The sequence below is a fragment of the Thiogranum sp. genome, from assembly GCF_058323355.1.
In genome coordinates, this window is sequence record NZ_JBTTIO010000001.1 from 1 (window position 1) to 18,700 (window position 18,700).

The 18,700-nt window shown below is 58.3% G+C and carries 17 protein-coding genes and 2 riboswitches; of the genes, 4 read left to right on the forward strand and 13 right to left on the reverse strand.

Features of this window, described 5'->3' with window-relative positions:
- From ACW81B_RS00005 to gcvT, 7 genes are all read right to left on the reverse strand, one after another.
- Window positions 1–254, reverse strand: a 254-nt coding sequence (locus ACW81B_RS00005) for a PfkB family carbohydrate kinase (protein WP_491578134.1), incomplete at its 3' end; no start/stop codon positions are given.
- 151 nt (window positions 255–405) lie between these two features.
- Entirely contained in the window at window positions 406–768 is a 363-nt protein-coding gene (locus ACW81B_RS00010; RefSeq protein WP_491578135.1) for a diacylglycerol kinase, read from the reverse strand.
- The gene (gene gcvPB / locus ACW81B_RS00015) at window positions 768–2,219 is read right to left on the reverse strand and encodes an aminomethyl-transferring glycine dehydrogenase subunit GcvPB (RefSeq protein WP_491578164.1); all 1,452 of its coding nucleotides are present in this window, start codon (window positions 2,217–2,219) and stop codon (window positions 768–770) included. Before gcvPB ends, ACW81B_RS00010 begins: the two co-directional genes overlap by 1 nt.
- Before the next feature lie 155 nt (window positions 2,220–2,374).
- On the reverse strand, window positions 2,375–2,872 hold the full coding sequence (gene tpx / locus ACW81B_RS00020; RefSeq protein WP_491578136.1) for a thiol peroxidase: 498 nt from the start codon (window positions 2,870–2,872) through the stop codon (window positions 2,375–2,377).
- Window positions 2,873–2,891: 19 nt separating this feature from the next.
- Complete coding sequence (gcvPA, locus tag ACW81B_RS00025) at window positions 2,892–4,289, reverse strand: aminomethyl-transferring glycine dehydrogenase subunit GcvPA (RefSeq protein ID WP_491578137.1); 1,398 nt, start codon at window positions 4,287–4,289, stop codon at window positions 2,892–2,894.
- 6 nt (window positions 4,290–4,295) lie between these two features.
- Window positions 4,296–4,685, reverse strand: a complete 390-nt coding sequence (gene gcvH, locus ACW81B_RS00030) for a glycine cleavage system protein GcvH (protein WP_491578138.1) — start codon at window positions 4,683–4,685, stop codon at window positions 4,296–4,298.
- A gap of 35 nt (window positions 4,686–4,720) precedes the next feature.
- Window positions 4,721–5,812: a glycine cleavage system aminomethyltransferase GcvT gene (gene gcvT / locus ACW81B_RS00035; protein WP_491578139.1), complete on the reverse strand. Its 1,092-nt coding sequence runs from the start codon at window positions 5,810–5,812 to the stop codon at window positions 4,721–4,723.
- Window positions 5,813–5,885: 73 nt separating this feature from the next.
- Window positions 5,886–5,980: riboswitch (glycine riboswitch) on the reverse strand.
- 8 nt (window positions 5,981–5,988) lie between these two features.
- Window positions 5,989–6,077: riboswitch (glycine riboswitch) on the reverse strand.
- A gap of 207 nt (window positions 6,078–6,284) precedes the next feature.
- Between gcvT and ACW81B_RS00040 the strand changes: the two genes are divergently transcribed.
- The 4 genes from ACW81B_RS00040 to ppk1 all read left to right on the forward strand — a co-directional run bounded on the left by ACW81B_RS00040 (window position 6,285) and on the right by ppk1 (window position 11,669).
- Window positions 6,285–7,298 (forward strand): glycosyltransferase family 4 protein, encoded by a 1,014-nt coding sequence (locus ACW81B_RS00040; RefSeq protein WP_491578140.1) that lies wholly within the window; start codon window positions 6,285–6,287, stop codon window positions 7,296–7,298.
- Between the two features lie 184 nt (window positions 7,299–7,482).
- Window positions 7,483–8,304, forward strand: coding sequence for a UDP-2,3-diacylglucosamine diphosphatase (locus ACW81B_RS00045; RefSeq protein ID WP_491578141.1), 822 nt, complete (start codon window positions 7,483–7,485; stop codon window positions 8,302–8,304).
- Between the two features lie 22 nt (window positions 8,305–8,326).
- On the forward strand, window positions 8,327–9,484 hold the full coding sequence (locus ACW81B_RS00050) for a glycosyltransferase (RefSeq protein WP_491578142.1): 1,158 nt from the start codon (window positions 8,327–8,329) through the stop codon (window positions 9,482–9,484).
- 73 nt (window positions 9,485–9,557) lie between these two features.
- Complete coding sequence (gene ppk1 / locus ACW81B_RS00055) at window positions 9,558–11,669, forward strand: polyphosphate kinase 1 (RefSeq protein ID WP_491578165.1); 2,112 nt, start codon at window positions 9,558–9,560, stop codon at window positions 11,667–11,669.
- Here ppk1 and ppx read toward each other — a convergent pair.
- The 6 genes from ppx to ACW81B_RS00085 all read right to left on the reverse strand — a co-directional run bounded on the left by ppx (window position 11,644) and on the right by ACW81B_RS00085 (window position 18,685).
- Complete coding sequence (gene ppx, locus ACW81B_RS00060; RefSeq protein ID WP_491578143.1) at window positions 11,644–13,206, reverse strand: exopolyphosphatase; 1,563 nt, start codon at window positions 13,204–13,206, stop codon at window positions 11,644–11,646. The genes ppk1 and ppx overlap by 26 nt on opposite strands.
- 66 nt (window positions 13,207–13,272) lie before the next feature.
- On the reverse strand, window positions 13,273–13,950 hold the full coding sequence (locus ACW81B_RS00065) for a hypothetical protein (RefSeq protein ID WP_491578144.1): 678 nt from the start codon (window positions 13,948–13,950) through the stop codon (window positions 13,273–13,275).
- Between the two features lie 13 nt (window positions 13,951–13,963).
- On the reverse strand, window positions 13,964–15,625 hold the full coding sequence (locus ACW81B_RS00070) for a putative porin (protein WP_491578145.1): 1,662 nt from the start codon (window positions 15,623–15,625) through the stop codon (window positions 13,964–13,966).
- 163 nt (window positions 15,626–15,788) lie between these two features.
- Entirely contained in the window at window positions 15,789–16,442 is a 654-nt protein-coding gene (locus ACW81B_RS00075) for a TonB C-terminal domain-containing protein (RefSeq protein ID WP_491578146.1), read from the reverse strand.
- Between the two features lie 5 nt (window positions 16,443–16,447).
- Window positions 16,448–16,852, reverse strand: coding sequence for an ExbD/TolR family protein (locus ACW81B_RS00080; protein WP_491578147.1), 405 nt, complete (start codon window positions 16,850–16,852; stop codon window positions 16,448–16,450).
- A 12-nt stretch (window positions 16,853–16,864) separates the two neighbouring features.
- Entirely contained in the window at window positions 16,865–18,685 is a 1,821-nt protein-coding gene (locus ACW81B_RS00085; protein ID WP_491578148.1) for a DUF2341 domain-containing protein, read from the reverse strand.
- Window positions 18,686–18,700 lie beyond the last annotated feature (15 nt).

Here is an 18,700-nt window from a genome sequence, read left to right on the forward strand (position 1 = left end):
TTGTACTGGTCCATCCACGAGGCATAGGGCGCAAAGTCCTTGCCGACGGTCCCCATCGGCAACGGATCGCCACCCAGCAGTTTCAGGTTGAAGGCTATATTCGCCGCACAACCACCAAACTCGCGGCGCATTTCCGGTACGTGGAAAGCGACATTCAGAATATGCACCTTGTCGGGCAGGATGTGATTTTTGAACTTGTCCTGGAACACCATGATGGTGTCAAACGCAAAGGAACCGCAAATCAGTGCCGACATGTCGTGCTTCTCCGAAGTTATATCGCTCCGTCATGGCGCCGCAGGTCGGCGTCCAGGGCGTAGTATCGCGTGGATTCCGGCCTGCGCCGGAATGACGAGGCGTAAATAAACGGGCATGATAACCCAACGGCGGGCATACAGGAAAACGGGGTCAGGTAAAAAGCAGGATACCCCAGACGACTGCGGCCACCAGCATGGCATACACGACCGACGCAGAACCCACGTCCTTGGCCACACCGGCCAGTGGGTGATACTCGTCGCTGATGCGATCGACAACGGCTTCAATGGCTGAATTGATCATTTCCGTCAAGGGTACCAGCAACCAGAAACCCACCATCAGCGCCCGCTCGACAGCATCCTGCGTGAGCCAGAATGCCAGCGGCACCAGCAACAGGGTAAGCGCCAGCTCCTGGCGAAAGGCGGCCTCGTTCCTGAAGACGGAAACGAAACCCTTCCTGGAAAAACCGGCGGCGCGGATAATACGGCGTATACCGGTATTTCCCGCCTTGCCCATCAGCCCTGCGCCTTCCAGCGCAGATCGAGCTCACGTGCTGCGCGCACTTCGTCAAGACGTCGCACCGGCTGGCTGTGTGGCGCTTCGTGAAGCACTTCGACATCACTCGATGCTTCTTCGAGTATTTTTGCCATGGCATCGACAAAACCGTCCAGCTCCTCGCGGGTCTCGGTCTCGGTTGGCTCGATGAGCAGGCATTCCGGCACCAGCAACGGAAAATAGGTTGTCGGCGCATGGTAACCGTAGTCGAGCAGACGCTTGGCAAAATCCATGGCGCTGGCGTGATATTCCTTCATCGGCTTTTTCAGCGTCACGATAAATTCGTGTGTCGCGCGACGTTCCGGGAATGCCAGCTCAAAACCCGCCGTTTCCAGTCGCTTCATCAAATAATTGGCATTGAGTGTGGCGAACTCGGCGACCCGGTGCATGCCTTCGCGCCCGAGCATGCGGGCGTAAATATAGGCGCGGAACAAAACGCCGGCGTTACCCATAAAGGCCGAAAGCCGACCAATGGTTTGTGGCAGTTCCTTTTCGGTGATCCAGTAATACTCGTCACCGTCGTAACCGACCATTGGCACCGGCAGGAAAGGTTCCAGCCGCTCGCCGACACCGACCGGACCGGCACCCGGCCCACCCCCGCCGTGTGGCGTGGAGAAGGTCTTGTGCAGGTTCATGTGGATCACATCAAAACCCATATCACCCGGCCGCACCTTGCCGAGAATAGCGTTGAGGTTGGCGCCATCGTAGTACAGCAGGCCACCGGCCTGGTGCACGATGTCGGCAATCTCCTTGATACGCCGCTCGAACACGCCCAGTGTCGACGGGTTGGTCAGCATAATACCGGCGGTGTGTTCTCCAACGGCTTCGCGCAGCGCATCGACATCCACGTCACCGTTGTCCAGCGTGGGGATCTCGCGCACCTTGTAGCCACACATGGTTGCCGTGGCCGGGTTGGTGCCGTGCGCCGCGTCCGGTACCAGGATTTCGTCGCGCGCCGTGTCATTCCTTGCATCGTGATAGGCACGAATCATGGCCACACCGGCAAACTCGCCCTGTGCGCCGGCCGCCGGTGTCAGCGACACGGTTTTCATCCCGGTCACTTCCTTGAGCATTTCCTGCAACTCATAGAGACAGGCCAGCGCACCCTGCCCTTCGCTGGCCGGCGCCAGCGGGTGTCGCGCCAGTATGCCCGGCAGCATCGCCAGGGTGTTGCAGGCACGCGGGTTGTATTTCATGGTGCAGGAACCCAGCGGGTAAAACTGGGTGTCGATGGAAAAATTTTTCTGCGACAGCTTTGTGTAATGCCGCACCACCTGCATTTCCGACACTTCCGGTAAACCCGGCCGGTCTTCGCGCAACAGTTCGGCGGGCAGGTCGTTTTTCACGCCGTCGAGATCAGGGGCCTGTACCGTGGCGCGCCGTCCGGGGCGGGAATGTTCAAATATCAACATCATTGTGACTCGTAAATATTGTCAGGCATCATTCTGGCTTCTCAACCTCGTACCGGCTTCTAACGTCATGCCGGCGCAGGCCGGAATCCAGGACTTCAAACCAGCGGATGCCAGCCTGCGCCGGCATGACGGTTCAACCAGCGTTTTCCGGTGTGTTAAAGCGCAGCCAGCGCCTTGTCGTAGTCTGGCTCCTGGGCAATTTCCGGCACCATCTCGGTATAGACCACCTTGCCGTTTTCATCGATGACAACAATGGCGCGCGCGGTAATACCCGCCAGCGGGCCATCCTCGATCAGCACACCATAGTCCTTGGCGAAGTTGCGCGAACGCATCATCGACAGGGGGATCACAGTATCGACGTTTTCCGCGCCACAGAACCGGCTCATGGCAAATGGCAGGTCAGCGGCGATCACCAGCATCACCACATTGTCCTTGCCAGCCGCTGCCTCGTTGAACTTCTTCGTCGAGGTCGCGCATACCGGGGTATCGAGACTCGGCACGATATTCATGAGAATCTTCTTGCCGGCGTAATCAGAAAGGTGCTTGTCGTTCAACTCGGCATCCACCAGGTGGAAGTCGGGCGCGTCGCTGCCGACCGCCGGAAGCTCACCATTGGTGTGGATTTCATTTCCTTGCAGGGTAATTGTCGCCATGTTTCCTCTCCTCGTCGTGTCAGGCCATTTTTGGCTGCACCGGGCATCCGGTGGTGGTTTGTTTTTCGATAGCACGCGCCATGTGACCGGCAAACCGCTCCAGGTCTGCGTCGGTTTTGGTTTCCGTTGCGCACACCAGCATTGACTCGCCCAGTTCCGGGTAGTCATCAGTCAATACATAGCCGGGTTGCAGGTTGTGTGCGTACAGCGGCCGCAGCAAACGCTTCAGGGACAGGTCTGTGGTCAATACCGCCTCGTGGAAGAACGGGCGGTTGAAGCGCGGCTGGATATGATCATTACTGAGCTTGTCCACCAGTTTGCGGGTGTTGGCGTGACTGGCCTGCGCCACGCGGCGCAGGCCTTCGGCGCCCAGCAGGCTCATGTGAATCGTTGCGGCCGTGACCAGCAGCCCCTGGTTGGTACAGATGTTCGAGGTCGCTTTGGAACGGCGGATATGCTGTTCACGCGCCTGCAGGGTCAGGGTAAAACCTTCGCGACCGTCACGGTCGACGGTACGGCCGACAATACGCCCGGGCATCTGCCGCACGAAGTTCTGGCGCACACACATAAACCCGAAATAAGGGCCACCCGATGACAATGGCACACCCAGTGGCTGACCTTCGCCGACCGCGATGTCGGCACCGGTCCCGCCCCACTGCCCCGGCGGCTTGAGTAATGCCGCGGCAACCGGGTTGGCGACGGCAATCACCATGACACCATTGGCGTGCGCCCAGTCGGTCAGCGCATCGACATCTTCCAGCACACCGAAGAAGTTGGGCTGGGCAATCACCAGTGCCGCGATGTCCTCACCGCTGTAGGCTTCGAGACTGTCCAGGGTAACGTGACCACCTTCGTTATCGAACGGCACCTCCACCAGTTCGATGCCCTGGTTGGTGACAATGGTTCGCGTGGTGGCGCGATAGGCCGGGTGTACATTGGTCGGCATCAGGATGCGCCGTGATTTTGATTTGCGGTTGGCGCGAATCGCCATCAGCACGGCTTCGGCCAGCGCCGAGGCGCCGTCATACAACGACGCATTGGACACATCCATCGCCATCAGTTCCGTCATCATGGTCTGGAACTCATAGACCAGTTGCAACGTGCCCTGGCTGGCCTCCGCCTGGTAGGGCGTGTAGGCGCTGTAAAACTCGCCTCGCGTGACCAGTTCCCACACCGCCGCCGGAATATGGTGCTGGTAGGCGCCCGCGCCGATAAAGCACAACGGCTGCCCATCCTTTGAAGCACGCTCGTGCATCAGCCGGCTGATTTCCTGTTCACTCATGCCCTGCGGAATGCCTTCCAGCGTGCCACAGCGCAGGTGTTGCGGAATTTCGTCGAACAGGTCTTCGATATCGGACACGCCGATGGTGTTCAGCATAGCGTGGATATCGTCTTCGGTATGGGGGACAAACGGCATGGGTTTTTACTCTGACTCGATATATTCCTGGTACTCTTCGGGACTCATGAGGCGATCCACGTCATCCACGCTGGAGGGTTGAATACGCATCAGCCAGCCGGCCCCGTAGGGATCCTGGTTGACGGCCTCCGGCGCATCGGCCAGCTCCTCGTTGACCTCGACCACGGTGCCGGCAATGGGCGCGTACACATCCGACGCCGCCTTGACCGACTCGACCACGGCACAGGCTTCTTCCGCTTCCATCTCGTGATCGATTTCCGGCAACTCGACGAACACCAGGTCGCCCAGCTGTTCCTGCGCGTGATCACTGATGCCGGTCGTAACCGTGCCATCCTCGTTCACCCGCACCCACTCGTGACTCGTGCTGTATCTCAGATCACCCGGCACTTCGCTCATTGTGTGTTCCTCTTGAAAAAGAAAATACTGTGGTTTCAGTCCAGCTCGATTTGCGCCTTGCCGTTACGCACGAACGGTGGCTTGACGACCTTGCAGTCGAGCAGCTTGCCGCGAATCCCGACCTGGCAACTGTCACCGATATTAGCCGGTACGCGCGCCAGCGCAATAGAACGCCCCAGCGTTGGCGAGAAGCTGCCACTGGTTGTCTCACCGGGCTGGCCGTCGACCACCACCTTCTGGTGACCGCGCAATACACCACGGCCTTCCAGCAGCAGGCCGACAAGTTTCTGCTTCGGACCCGCTTCACGCTCGGCTTCCAGCGCCTTGCGGCCGATAAAATCGCGCTCTTCCGGCTGCCAGCCAATGGTCCAGCCCAGGCCGGACACCAGCGGGCTGACGCTTTCATCCATGTCGGCGCCGTACAGGTTCATACCGGCTTCCAGGCGCAGGGTGTCGCGGCAGCCCAGGCCACAGGGCTGCACACCGGCATCGGCCAGCGCCTGCCAGAAGGCCGGCGCCTCGACATCCGGCAGCATGATTTCAAAACCGTCTTCACCGGTGTACCCGGTGCGCGCGACAAACCAGTCGTCGACCTCCACGCCGAAGAACAGACCCAGCCCTTCAATCAGCCTGCGTTGCGCCGCATTGAACAGCGACAGCGTCTTTTCGCGCGCGTTCGGTCCCTGTACCGCAATCATTGCCAGCTGCGGTTGCTCGATCACCTGCACATCGAAGCCGGCCGCCTGCTTGCCAATCCATGCCAGGTCTTTTTCCCGCGTGGCGGAATTCACCACCAGGCGGAAATTATTCTCGGTGAGGAAGTATACGATGAGGTCATCCAGCACATGCCCCTGCTCGTTGAGCAGACAGCTGTACAGCGCCTTGCCGGGTTCCTGCAACTTGTCGATGTTGTTGGCCAGCAGGTAGCGCAGAAAATCGCGGGTCTTTTCACCGTGCAGGTCGACGACCGTCATGTGCGACACATCGAACATGCCCGCGTCGCGACGCACCGTGTGATGCTCTTCGAGCTGTGAGCCATAGTGGACCGGCATATCCCAGCCGGCAAAATCCACCAGCTTCGCGCCCATGGCCTTGTGTGATTCGTACAGGGGGGTTCTGTTTCCCATAACTGACTCTGCAATTCTGAAAGCGTTGGCTGTCATGCCGCCCGGCAACATCCGGAACGACGGCTGGTAGATCCGTCGCCCCTCTGTCCGGTAACCTGAGAGTGTGAGCAGCCACGGGCTGCCGTCCCCTTCGGTGGGCCGATATGGCCGCTCTCCAGAGTCAATCCGGCTGAATGCCTGCTGCCACGGTCCTTTTGCCTGAGCGATTCCGGGCGGGTTGCGCCTTCGGCGGCCGGCTGGGCCGGCTCTCTCCCGCGGCAGCGCGAGATCGAAAGCGCACTATACCCTCACGCCCTGTGCCCGCCAATAGCTAAATCGTCACGGGCAGCGTTTTCCCGATGAAACCAGCGGAACATGCCTGCCATGAGTGGCCCGGACAAACATAAAACCGTCATATTTCACACTGATAATGGCGTCTGTTTCCGACATCGGGCGCCTCGCCAGACAAATGTGTAAAACAAAGATTGCGATTGTGAGCGACGCATGGTCTCCGCAGGTCAACGGCGTGGTGCACACCCTGAGGCGCACCCAGCAGGTTCTTGGCGAACTCGGCCACCAGGTCGACATGCTGACGCCGGATCAGCATCACACCATTCCCTGCCCGACCTACCCGGAAATCCGCCTGGCCCTGAATGCCGGTGGGAAACTTCGCAAACAGCTGGAAGCACTGCAGCCCGACCACATTCATATCGCGACGGAAGGCCCGCTCGGGCTTGCGGCAAGAGCCTTCTGTCTGAAAAACAACCTCGCCTTCACCACCTCGTATCACACCCGGTTTCCGGAATACGTCAGGAAAAGGGTGCCTGTCCCGCTGGCATTTTCCTATGCCCTGATGCGCAGGTTCCACAATGCGGCCGCATGCACCATGGTCGCGACACCGAGCCAGGAGAATATTTTGCGTCAACATGGCTTCACCCGCCTGTCCCGCTGGTCACGTGGCGTTGACACCGAACTCTTCACACCCGAGCGGCGAACCGATACCGGTCTGGCGCACCCGGTATTCGTCTACCTGGGTCGCGTCGCTGTCGAAAAGAACATCGAAGCGTTCCTGTCACTGGATCTGCCGGGAACAAAATGCGTGATCGGTGACGGCCCGGCACTGGCCCGCCTGAAAACGCAGTATCCCGACACTGTCTTCCCGGGCTACCTGTTCGGAGAACAACTGGCCACGTATCTTGCCAGCGCCGATGTATTTGTATTCCCCAGTCGTACCGATACATTCGGGCTGGTGTTGCTGGAAGCCATGGCGTGCGGACTGCCGGTAGCCGCCTTCCCGGTCACAGGACCTGTCGACCTTGTGACGCCAGGTGTCACAGGCGTACTCGACGAAGACCTGCGCAGCGCGGCACTGGGGGCACTGGATATGGACCCCCGCCCATGTCGCGCGACGGCATTGAAGTACTCATGGCAGGCCGCCACACAGCAGTTCGTCAATAACCTGGTACCCGTAACCCCATGCCCGGAAAACTCCTGCGCCGGTACCTGAAGTCACAGTCCGGTTCCCGAAATCACTGGCTGTTTCGGTGCCCTGGCGAACACCTGCACGCACACGCCAGAGAATTGTTCACTATGAATTACGCGCAACGCTGTCACAAGACAGTAACCCGCCGGTCACAATGAGGTCATTTCCCTGCTCCTACAATAAACAAATTGTCCTGTATGGATAGCGTATGACAGTCATGAACCGCTACCGGTCAATCTGGATTTCCGATATTCACCTGGGAACCAAAGGCTGCAAGGCTGAATTCCTGCTTGATTTCTTTCGCCACAACGAATCGGAATACCTGTACCTGGTGGGTGACATCATTGACGGCTGGAGCCTCAAGCGCAGCTGGTACTGGAGCCAGGCGCATAATGACGTCATCCAGAAAATCCTGCGCAAGTCGCGCAAGGGCACCCGGATAACCTACGTCCCCGGCAACCACGATGAATTTGCGCGCCACTATGTCGAACACCTGTTTGGCGGGATACGCGTGCAGCGCCAGGCGATTCACTCGACACTGACCGGCAAGCGCTACCTGGTACTGCACGGCGACGAATTCGACGGCATAGTGACCTGCGCAAAATGGCTCGCTGTGCTCGGCAGCCGCTCCTATGATTTCGCACTGGTATTAAACAGCTGGTACAACGCCGCCCGGCAACGCCTGGGGTATCCTTACTGGTCGTTGTCGGCCTATCTCAAGCAGAAGGTAAAAAACGCCGTCAAGTTTATCGAAAACTATGAAGAGGCCGTCAGCACGGAAGCCCTGAACAGGAACCTGGATGGCGTTATCTGTGGCCACATACACAAGGCCGAGATTCGCGAGATCAACGGTATTCAATACTGCAATGACGGGGACTGGGTGGAAAGCTGCAGTGCGCTGGTTGAAACGCTGGAAGGCGAACTGAAGCTGGTGCACTGGGGATATATCCTGGGTGAATTACCGGACACCGATGAAACAGCCGATGAGCGGCTGCCACGGCCGGATACGGCGGACGAATCTGTTCACTAGCCGTGGCATTTTGAATATTCTGATGCTCTCTGACGTCAGCCTGCCCCGCATCAACGGGGTTTCTACGTCAATCGCCACCACGCGCAACGCGCTGCACCGCCTGGGACATCGCACCACGCTGGTTGCCCCCGCTTACCCCGGTCACCGTGAAACCGATGCAAGCGTTTACCGGCTGGCGGCCAGACAGATACCGTTCGATCCCGAGGATTACCTGATCAAGTCATCCGCCCTGCGCGAGCTGGAGAAAGCGCTCAACCCGCAGGACTACGACATTATCCATATACACACACCGTTTTCCGCACACCGCTTCGGTACCCGGCTGGCCCGGCAATGGAGTATCCCCGCCGTTGAAACCTACCACACGCATTTTGAGGAATACGTCCAGCACTACCTGCCTGTATTGCCGCGCTCTGCCGGCAGGGCCCTGGCACGCGCTGTCGCCAGATACCTGAGCACCGGCATTAATGGCTTTATCGCGCCGTCACATGCCATCACCACATCACTCAGGTCCTACGGCATCACTTCCCGCATGCGTGTCGCGCCAACCGGACTCGAGCTGGATGAATTTTCCAGCGGCGATCGCCGCAGGTTCCTCGAACAGCACAAAATAGACCTGACCCGCCCCACCATGGTCTATGTCGGGCGTGTCGCCCATGAAAAAAACATCGACCTGTTACTTGACGTGCTGGCACAGGTCAGGCGCAGCCTGCCGGATGTACTGCTAATCCTCGCCGGGGAGGGACCCGCCAGGGATTCGCTGGAAAAACGCTCCCGACGCATGGAGTTGTCAGGCCATGTACTGTTTGTCGGCTACCTGCCACGCGGACAGGCACTGTGGGACTGCTTCTGTGCCGGCGACATGTTCGTGTTCCCGTCGAAAACCGAAACCCAGGGGCTGGTACTGCTGGAAGCGATGGCACTGGGCCTGCCGGTTGTGGGGTATGCTGAAATGGGCGCCGCGGAAGTCCTGACACCTGACTCGGGTGCGCAAGTGGTCGAAGGCGACGCCAGCGCGTTTGCGGAAACCGTTCTGCGGCTTTTCGCCGACCCGGAACAACGGCTTGCAGCGGGAAGAATCGGAAAAAGCCACGCACAAAAGTGGTCTGCCCGGCAAATGACGCTGCGGATTGCGGACTTCTACCAGGAAACCATCCTCGCAACCCGACAGATGCGGCAGTGACAGCCCGGCGATGCCGTGTTGCGCCCGGACACCGGGTAACCTTTTTGTCACATTCAGGCGGTATACTGGTGTGATGGATGCTATCGACCCGAAACAATCCGACTGTTATTTCAGACGTGAACTGAGCCTGCTGCAGTTCCAGCACCGCGTGCTGGCGCAGGCAAGCGATGACTCAACCCCCCTGCTGGAGCGGGTGCGCTTCCTGTGCATCAGCAGCTCCAACCTGGACGAATATTTCCAGATCCGGGTTGCAGGCCTGAAACACCGGGCCGCACTGGAATCCACCAGCGGCGGTGAAAATGACATCACCCCGGAAGAATACCTGCAAAAAATCAGCGAGGAGTCCCACAAGCTGGTTGAAAAGCAGTACGAAGTGCTCAACTCGGTGCTGATACCGGAACTGGCCCGGCACAAGATCCACCTGATACGGCGCGAAAAATGGGACGAGAAACAGGCCGCCTGGGTCAAGCGGTTTTTTACCAGTGAACTGCTGCCCGTGCTCAGTCCGCTGAGCCTGGACCCGGCGCACCCGTTCCCCCGCGTTGTCAATAAAAGCCTGAATTTCATTATTTCGCTCGAAGGCAAGGACGCTTTCGGGCGCGACACCCGGCTCGCCATCGTACAGGCGCCACGCAGTCTGCCCCGCCTGATCCGCGTGCCTTCCACGCAGGACGAGGAAGACACCTTCGTGTTTCTCAGCTCCATTATCCACACCCATATCAGCGATCTGTTTCCGGGCATGAACGTGACCGGCTGTTACCAGTTCAGGGTGACGCGCGACAACGACCTGTTTGTCGATGAGGAGGAGGTGGATGACCTGATGGGCGCCATCAAGGGTGAGCTGTCATCACGCCGCCTGACAGATGCTGTTCGCCTCGAAGTCGCCGACACCTGTACCGATGAGGCCAGCAAATTCCTGCTGAGCAAATTCAGACTGAAAAATGAAGACCTCTACCAGGTCAACGGCCCGGTGAACCTGAACCGCCTGATGGCAATCTACGACCTGGTGGACAGACCGGAACTGAAGTATCCGCCATTCACACCCGGCACCCCGAAGCGGCTGCGCGGCAACGAGAATATCTTTGAGGTACTGCAGCAGGGCGATATTCTGTTACACCACCCGTTCGAATCCTTCGCGCCGGTTGTCAACCTGCTGAAACAGGCTGCCGCCGACCCGTCGGTACTGGCTATCAAGCAAACCCTGTATCGCACCGGGGCCAAATCCCCGCTGGTCGATGCGCTGGTCGATGCCGCGAAAACGGGCAAGGAAGTGACTGTCGTGGTCGAACTGCGCGCCCGCTTCGATGAAGCTGAAAACATCGAACTTGCCTCACGCCTGCAGGAGGCCGGCGCGCACGTCGTGTACGGCGTGGTTGGCTATAAAGCCCATGCAAAAATGATCCTGATCGTGCGCAGGGAAGGCAGGAAGATTCAGCGTTACATCCATCTCGGGACAGGGAATTACCACGCCGGTACAGCGCGCAGCTATACGGACTACGGCCTGATGTCCTGCGACAAGGAGATGGGGGAAGACGTCAACAGGATCTTCCTGCAACTGACCGGGCTGGGCAAGGCCACCAAACTGAAAAAATTATTGCAATCGCCGTTTACCCTGGAGAAGTCACTGGTCGCCATGATCCGGCAGGAAGCCGACAATGCAAAAAACGGCAAGCCGGCCAGAATCATTGTCAAGATCAATGCACTGGTCGAGTCCGGTATTATCCGTAAACTCTACGCAGCCTCGCAGGCCGGGGTTAAAATCGACCTGATTGTACGCGGGATCTGCCGCCTGAAACCCGGTGTTGCCGGCATCTCCGAAAACATCACGGTACGCTCCATTGTTGGCCGCTTCCTGGAGCATTCAAGGATTTTCTATTTCCAGAACATCGATGAACCGAAGCTGTTCTGCGCCAGCGCCGACTGGATGGACCGCAACTTCTTTCGCCGGGTGGAAGTGTGTTTCCCGATCGAGGACAAGGCGCTGAAAAAGACCCTGATCGATGATGGCCTGATGTGTTATCTCTCGGATAATACCCATGCGTGGGTACTACAGCCTGACGGAAGCTATCGGCAGCTGAAACCCGGCAACCAGAAGCCGCGCGATGCCCAGCACAGCCTGCTGGAGAAATTTGCCGCTGAAACCAGCGGCGGGCAACGCTTCAGCCAGCCCCGCCAGCGTCCATGAGCTGTAACCGGTAGCCGATTTTCTTCAGATAGCGGGTCTCCTTTTCCAGGTCCGCGAAGGTCAGCGCATGCCCCGCCAGCCAGCCATGTGGAAACGTCATGGTCAGTGTCTGTTTATCGACCACCACATCAAATTCAGGCAATGTACTGCCCGTGTGACTCCGGTTGAGGATAACAGCCAGCCTGAGGATGATGCACAAGCGCATGGCAAGTTGCGCCCTGTCTTCACCGATCGATAAAAAATGCTCCTCGGTCAGCTTGCGCCGGTGCGTCCGTATCAGTAACGCCAGGAACTGCTGCTCCTGTAGCGAGAAGCCCGGCAAGTCAGAGTGTTCCGCCAGGTAAGCGCCATGAATAGGGTAATCATCATGCGCAATCGCGAGACCGATTTCGTGCAGGAGTGCGGCCCACTTCAGCAGGAACCGGGCATCGTCATTGCCCGCCGACCCGTCACCGGCAACCTGCTCGAAAATCGCCACAGCCGTGGCTTCGACATTGCGGGCATGCTGTTGCCGTACCTGGTACTTTTCCATCAATCGCCGGACGGTATTCTCGCGCACGTCCTCGTGAGTGATCTTTCCTGCCAGGTCATAGATCAGCCCCTCCCGGACAGCGCCGTCGGATACGCTGATTTCTTCCAGTCCCAGCATCCTGAACATGCTTTCCAGTATCACAAATCCACCCACGAACACCGGGTGCCGGTTTTCACCCAGGCCGTCCAGCCGGATATTGTCTATTGAACCGGCGTCAACCAGGTAATTGCGCAACTGCGCCAGGGCGGCGCGCGTGATGCCACCGGATGACCAGCCCTTTGCTTCCAGTACCCGGGCGATGGCACGATTGGTGCCGGAGGAACCGACTGCGTTATCCCAGCCCTTGAGTTTAAAACGCTGGGCGATGTCTTCCATTTCGAGACCAATGGCGAGACTTGCCGCGTTGAGCCGCTTTTTGGTGATCCTGCCATCGGCAAAGAATTGCCCGGTTACACTCACACAGCCGAACGGCAGACTTTCCATGAGAGCGGGGACAAACTGCTTCCCTATAACGATTTCCGTACTGCCGCCACCGATATCGATGACCAGGCGTTGCATACCGTTTTCCGCCAGGCTGTGGGCGACACCAAGATAAATCAGGCGCGCCTCCTCGATACCGGAAATAACCTGTATGGGATTACCCAGGATATGCTCCGCCCGGCTGATAAACTTCGAGGATTTCCTGGCGATACGCAGTGTGTTGGTTCCAACAACACGTACATTCCGGGGCGGGATATCTTCCAGTCGCTGCGCGAAGCGTTGCAGGCATTCCAGTGCACGCTGCTGCGCCTCTATACCGAGTTTTCGATCCCTGCCGATACCGGCCCGCAGGCGAACCATTTCCCGTAACCGGTCGATGACCTGAATGTGACCGTTGGCGAAACGCGCCACGATCATGTGAAAACTGTTTGAACCGAGGTCGACAGCAGCCAGTAATTCACTGCCTGACACTTCGTTAGTGATATTCGAAGCCACCAATACACGTACCCCGGATGCGCTGGCCATGATACTAGCACGGAATACGGCCTGCTTGCGCAGCGCTCCGTCAGCAAGGCACGGCAAGCAGGGCTATCAAGGGGACGAGGAAAGACGGGAAGATATACTGCTACTGGCCTGTGAAGGCAGGGTTGTCGACGGCGTGAAGGGCGTTACCGTCAGGTCTTCAAGACGAAACCGGTAGTCCTGGACTTCGGATTCAAGTTCTACACGCGCCAGACCCAGCAGCGGCTCTTTATCCCGTATAACCTCGGCCAGTGTTTTATTCCTGTAGCGATCGAGCACTTCCAGGCCGGCCCTGAACAGTTCCTCATTCCGGGCACGGCACTGCTCCGTCCACTGGCTCCGTTCCTGAACCGCGTTCACCAGCAGGACGTTATCCTGCAATGAACGCTTCAGCGTCTGCCTGACCTCCCTGTACTTTTCGAGCAACTGCCTGTACTTGTCGGAGTCGCTGCGAATACGACCCACCAGCCGGGTGTTGTTCTTTTTGGCCTTGCCGAGTTTCCGGGCGGTCTTTTCCAGCCCCGATTCAAGCTCGGAAACCCTGCCTTCCAGTTCACCGATATGTGCCGTGAGCTTTGCGTTTTCCGCCTGCAGCTTGTCCTTTTCCACCGAAAGCCTGCGCATCATGATCTGGGCCTTGCGCATGGCGTCGGCCGCGCCGTCTTCACGCCGTTCCGCCTGAACCGGCAGACTGCAGGCCAGCAGGGAAAACAGCACCGGTAACATCCTCATGTAACGTTTTGGCATAATCAATCCCCCGTCAGAACTTTGCGTTCAGATCGAATTGCAGTACATCGATACCCAGCGGTGGACCATCGATCTCGTCCGCCGACAGGTAACGCGCCTTCAACCAGGTAAAATCGTTGATGGCGTAACTTGCGCCGATAATCCAGCCCTTTGAATTTGTCCCGCCGAGGAAAAAGTCCGAGTCGGTAAATGCATCCAGGACGGCGTCACGTTCCAGGTAACGGTAAGACATAAACACCTGCCAGCTGCGGCGTTCGTAGGTCGATGGCCAGCCGACCGCCAGCTTCAGCGTATAACCTTCCGTTTTGTCTTTTGAAGGGTCCTCGGTGAACAGCGTACTGTTCACGAACATCTGCCCGTTGGTACGCTTGCGGATTTCATCCTCGTCATAGCCGATATTCTTCACATAGCTGCCAGTCACGATCCAGTGTACCGGTGCAAACCGTGCCAGATCGTAACGAACCGTCAGGTCAAGGATATCGTAGTCAGATGCCAGCCCGAAGCGCCGCAGGGAACCGCCCGTGTCGTTACTGATTTCGAACAGGCTGTTGCCCCGCTGCATGAATTCCGGTGCCGTATAATCCGTCAGCCTGCTGTCGAGGGAGTTTCGCTTTCCGACAATATTTTCATAGTCGTAATACGCCAGGCCGATACGCAACGAGGACTGGTCCTCGAACACTTTCCGGTAACCGATCTGCGCGCCAAACAACCATTTATCACTGCTGCTGAGCTCAACCTCCTGCAGGGAAAACGCCCCCACTGTGGCAAACAGGGTGCTGTCCTGCTCATCGATACTGTAAAGAGTGCCTGCGCCGCCGAGGTTATGCCGGAAGCTGGCGGAGAACCCGTCGAAGTTCAGATCCCTGTCCCAAACCAGATCGGTTGAGAACCAGGGGTTGGGCATGCGCCCCCCGGTCAGCGTCATCCAGTGATAGCTGTCTGCATCATGTCCCTTGTATTGCAGGTACGCGCGATCCAGCACCAGCCTGTCAGCACTGTTGTAATTCCCCAGTGTTTGATTGGTCGACACAGGATCATTGAAACTCCCGGTTGCGAGGCGTATGCCTGTCTTGAGATTGGTCGTCACCCTGGCATCCATGCCAATGCGCAAACGTATTCTTGCACGGCTGCGGTCCCGGGTCGTGTTGAGCAGGGACAAGGCGCCGTCTTCGTTACTTTTCAGGAAGTCGATGTGGGAAAAATCCACATTGTCCGAGCTGAACAGGTCCTGCTGGGCGCGCAGGCGAATATCGCCCTTGAACTTGATGCGGGACATCCACTCCGGCAGGGCATCGGGCATCCCCCAGCGTTCCTGCTTTGCCTGGGCCATGACATCCTCGACAACCTTTTCACGCACACCCGCCTCGATCTGCTGCCGGATTTCCTCGCGGACAAACTCCGGCACGTAGGGAACGCGCACGACCCGGCGTTCGTTGTTCAGCGCGGCGCGCTCATTTCGACGGACTTCCTCGCGCGCCTTCTCCTGCGCATTGGCAATCAGCCGGTCTGCCTGCTCGCGATCCAGCACACCCTGTTCCACCAGCGCCTCAATCAGGTTCAACGTGGTGTTTTTCAACAGCAGAAGGTCACCCTTCTCGTCGGCATGCGCATTGCTGCCTGCCATCGATACAGCCACTATTGATGCCGCCAGCAGCATCCCCGGCATTGTTTTCATTACAGGTCTCTCCTGAATCAATCGTTGTGTTATCCGGCCGCACACACACTTAAAGTAATGCCTGATGAATTCGTCATCCCGGCGCAGGCCGGGATCCAGGGTGTTGAATGTTCTGGATTCCGGCCTGCGCCGGGATGACGGTTTCGAATTAGTCAGAGCATCCTTAAAGCGTGGAGCTGATACGCATTCGTACCGGCTGAGGCATATCAGGTGGCGGGGCAACAGCCAGCGCCTGAATCTGCTCGATGATGTCTTTCAGCGCCTCGTCCATGCTGCTGTCACCGGTCGAATTATCCAGCTCGACACGCAGGATGCTTCCGTCCCGCCCGATCCAGATTCCGGCCACAACCGAGTACGCCTTGCGACGCATTTCCTTGTGCTCGGCAAACACATCCTCGATGCGACGCTGCAACTGGGTGGCGTAATACATGGCGGGACTGCCTGCGCCGTTTAACAACCCCCTTCCACCCTTCTTGCCCACCAGGCCAAAACCGTCACCCGCCCCGGTACCCTCGGCATCCACGCCCAGCGCCTCTCCGGCCGGTGGCTCATCGGCGATTTCCGGAAGCGGCTCCGGTTCATCGAGCTCCGGCGTTGTCACCTGGTCCTCGAGCTCCGGCTCGGGTGGCTGCTCGATTTTTGGCGGAGGCGGCGGTGGCGGGGGTGGTTTCAGCAGGGTGATTTGCTGTATTTTCTTCTGTGAGCGGCCCGGCTTTTCATCCAGGAAATCCTGGACAGTCAGCACCGCTACAACCCCCACGCCCGCCACCAGCATCACGCCTATCGTGCGAGGCAGATATTTTCGCAGCGTAGACACAGGCGTTACTTGACAAGCTTCTGTGTCACCAGTCCGACCTGGGTGATATCAAGCCTTCCCAGCAGGTCGAGGACATTGACCACCAACTGGTACTGGACGGCGGAATCACCCTTGACCACAACCGGCAATTGAGGATTGACCGCCTTGTACTGCAACAGGGTGGATTCCAGCTGATCCATCGTCACCGGGTAGGTATCCAGGAAAATAGCGCCGTCCCCGGTAATGGTGATTGCCTTGGTCTGGGGTTTTGCCAGGCTCGGCGTCGAGCTTGCCTTGGGAAGGTTGACTGCAATGCCCTGCACGCTTGCCGTGGTCATGATGATAAAGATAACCAGCAACACATACGCCAGGTCGAGCATTGGCGTGATATTGATGTCGTCGTAGGGTTCGTTTTCTTCCTGAACATTCACGGTGGCATAACCTCAGCTGTATTCTTCCGCAACCTTGGCGATAAACTCATCGGAAAATACCCGCATGTCAGACTGAATTTCCTTGATGCGTGAACCGATGTAGTTGTAACCAAACAGGGCAGGAATGGCGACGGCCAGGCCGGCGACGGTTGCAACCAGTGCGGCAGCAATACCCGGTGCGATGGAATTCACATTAACGTCCCCGGACGCTGCAATTGCCGCAAAAGTAATCATCACACCCACCACGGTACCGAGCAGACCGAGGAAAGGGCCACCGGAGATAGCGATGGTCAACAGCACCATCTGACTATTGAGTTTCTGTAACTCGCGGGTCATGACGCCGTCCATCGTCGCCTTGATTGCACCGATCGCCTGTGGAGACAGGGTGGTGACGGCTGCCTGCGCACCTACGCTCTTCGCCATTCGATGATGAATTTCCTGAACGCCGGCATGATAGATCCGGTACAGCGTGGAGCTCTGGAAATGATCGTGCCTGCCAGCCAGCGCCGTCATCAGTGGCGACTCTTCCAGCGCCCTGTCGTCTTCGCCCGGTTCGCTGTCCAGGTCTTCAATATGACCCGCACTGAGTTGTGCAAAGTGATTGTCGAACGCACGGTTATCCTTGCGCACACGATTTATCACGAGGCCCTTGTTCACCATCACGACCCAGCTGATTGCCGCCATCACAGCCAGCACCACGATAACCACCCAGCCGTCCACGGTGACATTGTGCAACGTGGTCATGAAGTAGGATTCTTCACCAGCGTCGCCGCCCTGGTCGGCGTCCTCGCCATACGCAATCATGCGGGTGCCGGGGGACTGCGACTGTACCAGCGCGGCCAGCCAGGCTTCACTGCGGGCGACAGCGGAAATTTCCAGCTCATCCATATCACCGCTAAAGCCTGTCATGGATTGCATCGCCTGACCCAGCAGAATATCGCCTCCCGGCAACGCTGTTTCGACCGCCAGATGCTGTACGGGAACACCGTCCAGGAACAGTTGCAGGACATTGCCTGCCACCACCAGCGCAGCATGATGCCAACTGCCTGGCACAAAATTGGCGGGACGCGTCTGGTCAGACCGGTCACCCACCGTCAGCCGCGCAACCACGCCGGAGGACGTCAGCTCCAGCGCGAGAGAACCTGCATCGCTGCTGCGCGTGAGGATGGATTGCGGCTCGGCTGGCAAGCTATCCACCCTGAACCAGAACCCGGCCGTCCAGCCCTTGAGCGGGTCGATCTGCAGGGAAGGATGATCGGCAATACGCAACTGCGCGGTTCCATTGAAACGCGCCCCCCCGCCGATCAGCGCATCCGCAATGATTTCGCCAGTCCAGTCAGTCGGCTGATTGGCGTAGCCCGTGCTGTCGACCGGTGTCGCCGCATCCTTGTCGAAATGGTAGACCAGCACCTGACCGGCATCGTAGCTGCCCGCCGGGTCTTCCGCCTTTACCGCAGCGGCATTCCCGTAATACATCCAGAAGCGGTTGGCGTCGGAGCCGGGCAGCAGCTTTGGAAGCTTCACCCAGATGAGCGCCATTTCATTCACGGGATCGAATTTTTCTATGTGAAACTTCAGCGGCGTTTGATCGTCTTCCGCGATAAAACGCAGGTCGCGCGCATCCTCGGCCATGTCCAGGAAGTAACCGAAGTTACCGCTGTGCAGGCGAACCAGCACAGGCACATCGTCTACTTCCATTGCCAGACTGGCGCCAGCCGGTGAAGTATCGACGCTGATCGCCTTGCGATAGGCCCAGTCGGTATTCCACCAGGCCTGTGCCAGCATGGGCACAAAAAGACATACCAGGAAAGCCAGGTTACACAGTTTTTTCATGTCACGACCCACTCC

What these genes read in the sequence shown, in the direction of transcription:
- ppx (WP_491578143.1), bottom strand. Translation starts at nt 13,206, where the DNA reads ATGGCCAGCGCATCCGGGGTACGTGTATTGGTGGCTTCGAATATCACT.
- ACW81B_RS00085 (WP_491578148.1), bottom strand. Translation starts at nt 18,685, where the DNA reads ATGAAAAAACTGTGTAACCTGGCTTTCCTGGTATGTCTTTTTGTGCCC.
- ACW81B_RS00065 (WP_491578144.1), bottom strand. Translation starts at nt 13,950, where the DNA reads ATGCCAAAACGTTACATGAGGATGTTACCGGTGCTGTTTTCCCTGCTG.
- ppk1 (WP_491578165.1), top strand. Translation starts at nt 9,558, where the DNA reads ATGGATGCTATCGACCCGAAACAATCCGACTGTTATTTCAGACGTGAA.
- ACW81B_RS00070 (WP_491578145.1), bottom strand. Translation starts at nt 15,625, where the DNA reads ATGAAAACAATGCCGGGGATGCTGCTGGCGGCATCAATAGTGGCTGTA.
- gcvPA (WP_491578137.1), bottom strand. Translation starts at nt 4,289, where the DNA reads ATGCCGTTTGTCCCCCATACCGAAGACGATATCCACGCTATGCTGAAC.
- gcvT (WP_491578139.1), bottom strand. Translation starts at nt 5,812, where the DNA reads ATGGGAAACAGAACCCCCCTGTACGAATCACACAAGGCCATGGGCGCG.
- ACW81B_RS00050 (WP_491578142.1), top strand. Translation starts at nt 8,327, where the DNA reads ATGCTCTCTGACGTCAGCCTGCCCCGCATCAACGGGGTTTCTACGTCA.
- gcvH (WP_491578138.1), bottom strand. Translation starts at nt 4,685, where the DNA reads ATGAGCGAAGTGCCGGGTGATCTGAGATACAGCACGAGTCACGAGTGG.
- ACW81B_RS00045 (WP_491578141.1), top strand. Translation starts at nt 7,483, where the DNA reads ATGACAGTCATGAACCGCTACCGGTCAATCTGGATTTCCGATATTCAC.
- gcvPB (WP_491578164.1), bottom strand. Translation starts at nt 2,219, where the DNA reads ATGTTGATATTTGAACATTCCCGCCCCGGACGGCGCGCCACGGTACAG.
- ACW81B_RS00010 (WP_491578135.1), bottom strand. Translation starts at nt 768, where the DNA reads ATGGGCAAGGCGGGAAATACCGGTATACGCCGTATTATCCGCGCCGCC.
- tpx (WP_491578136.1), bottom strand. Translation starts at nt 2,872, where the DNA reads ATGGCGACAATTACCCTGCAAGGAAATGAAATCCACACCAATGGTGAG.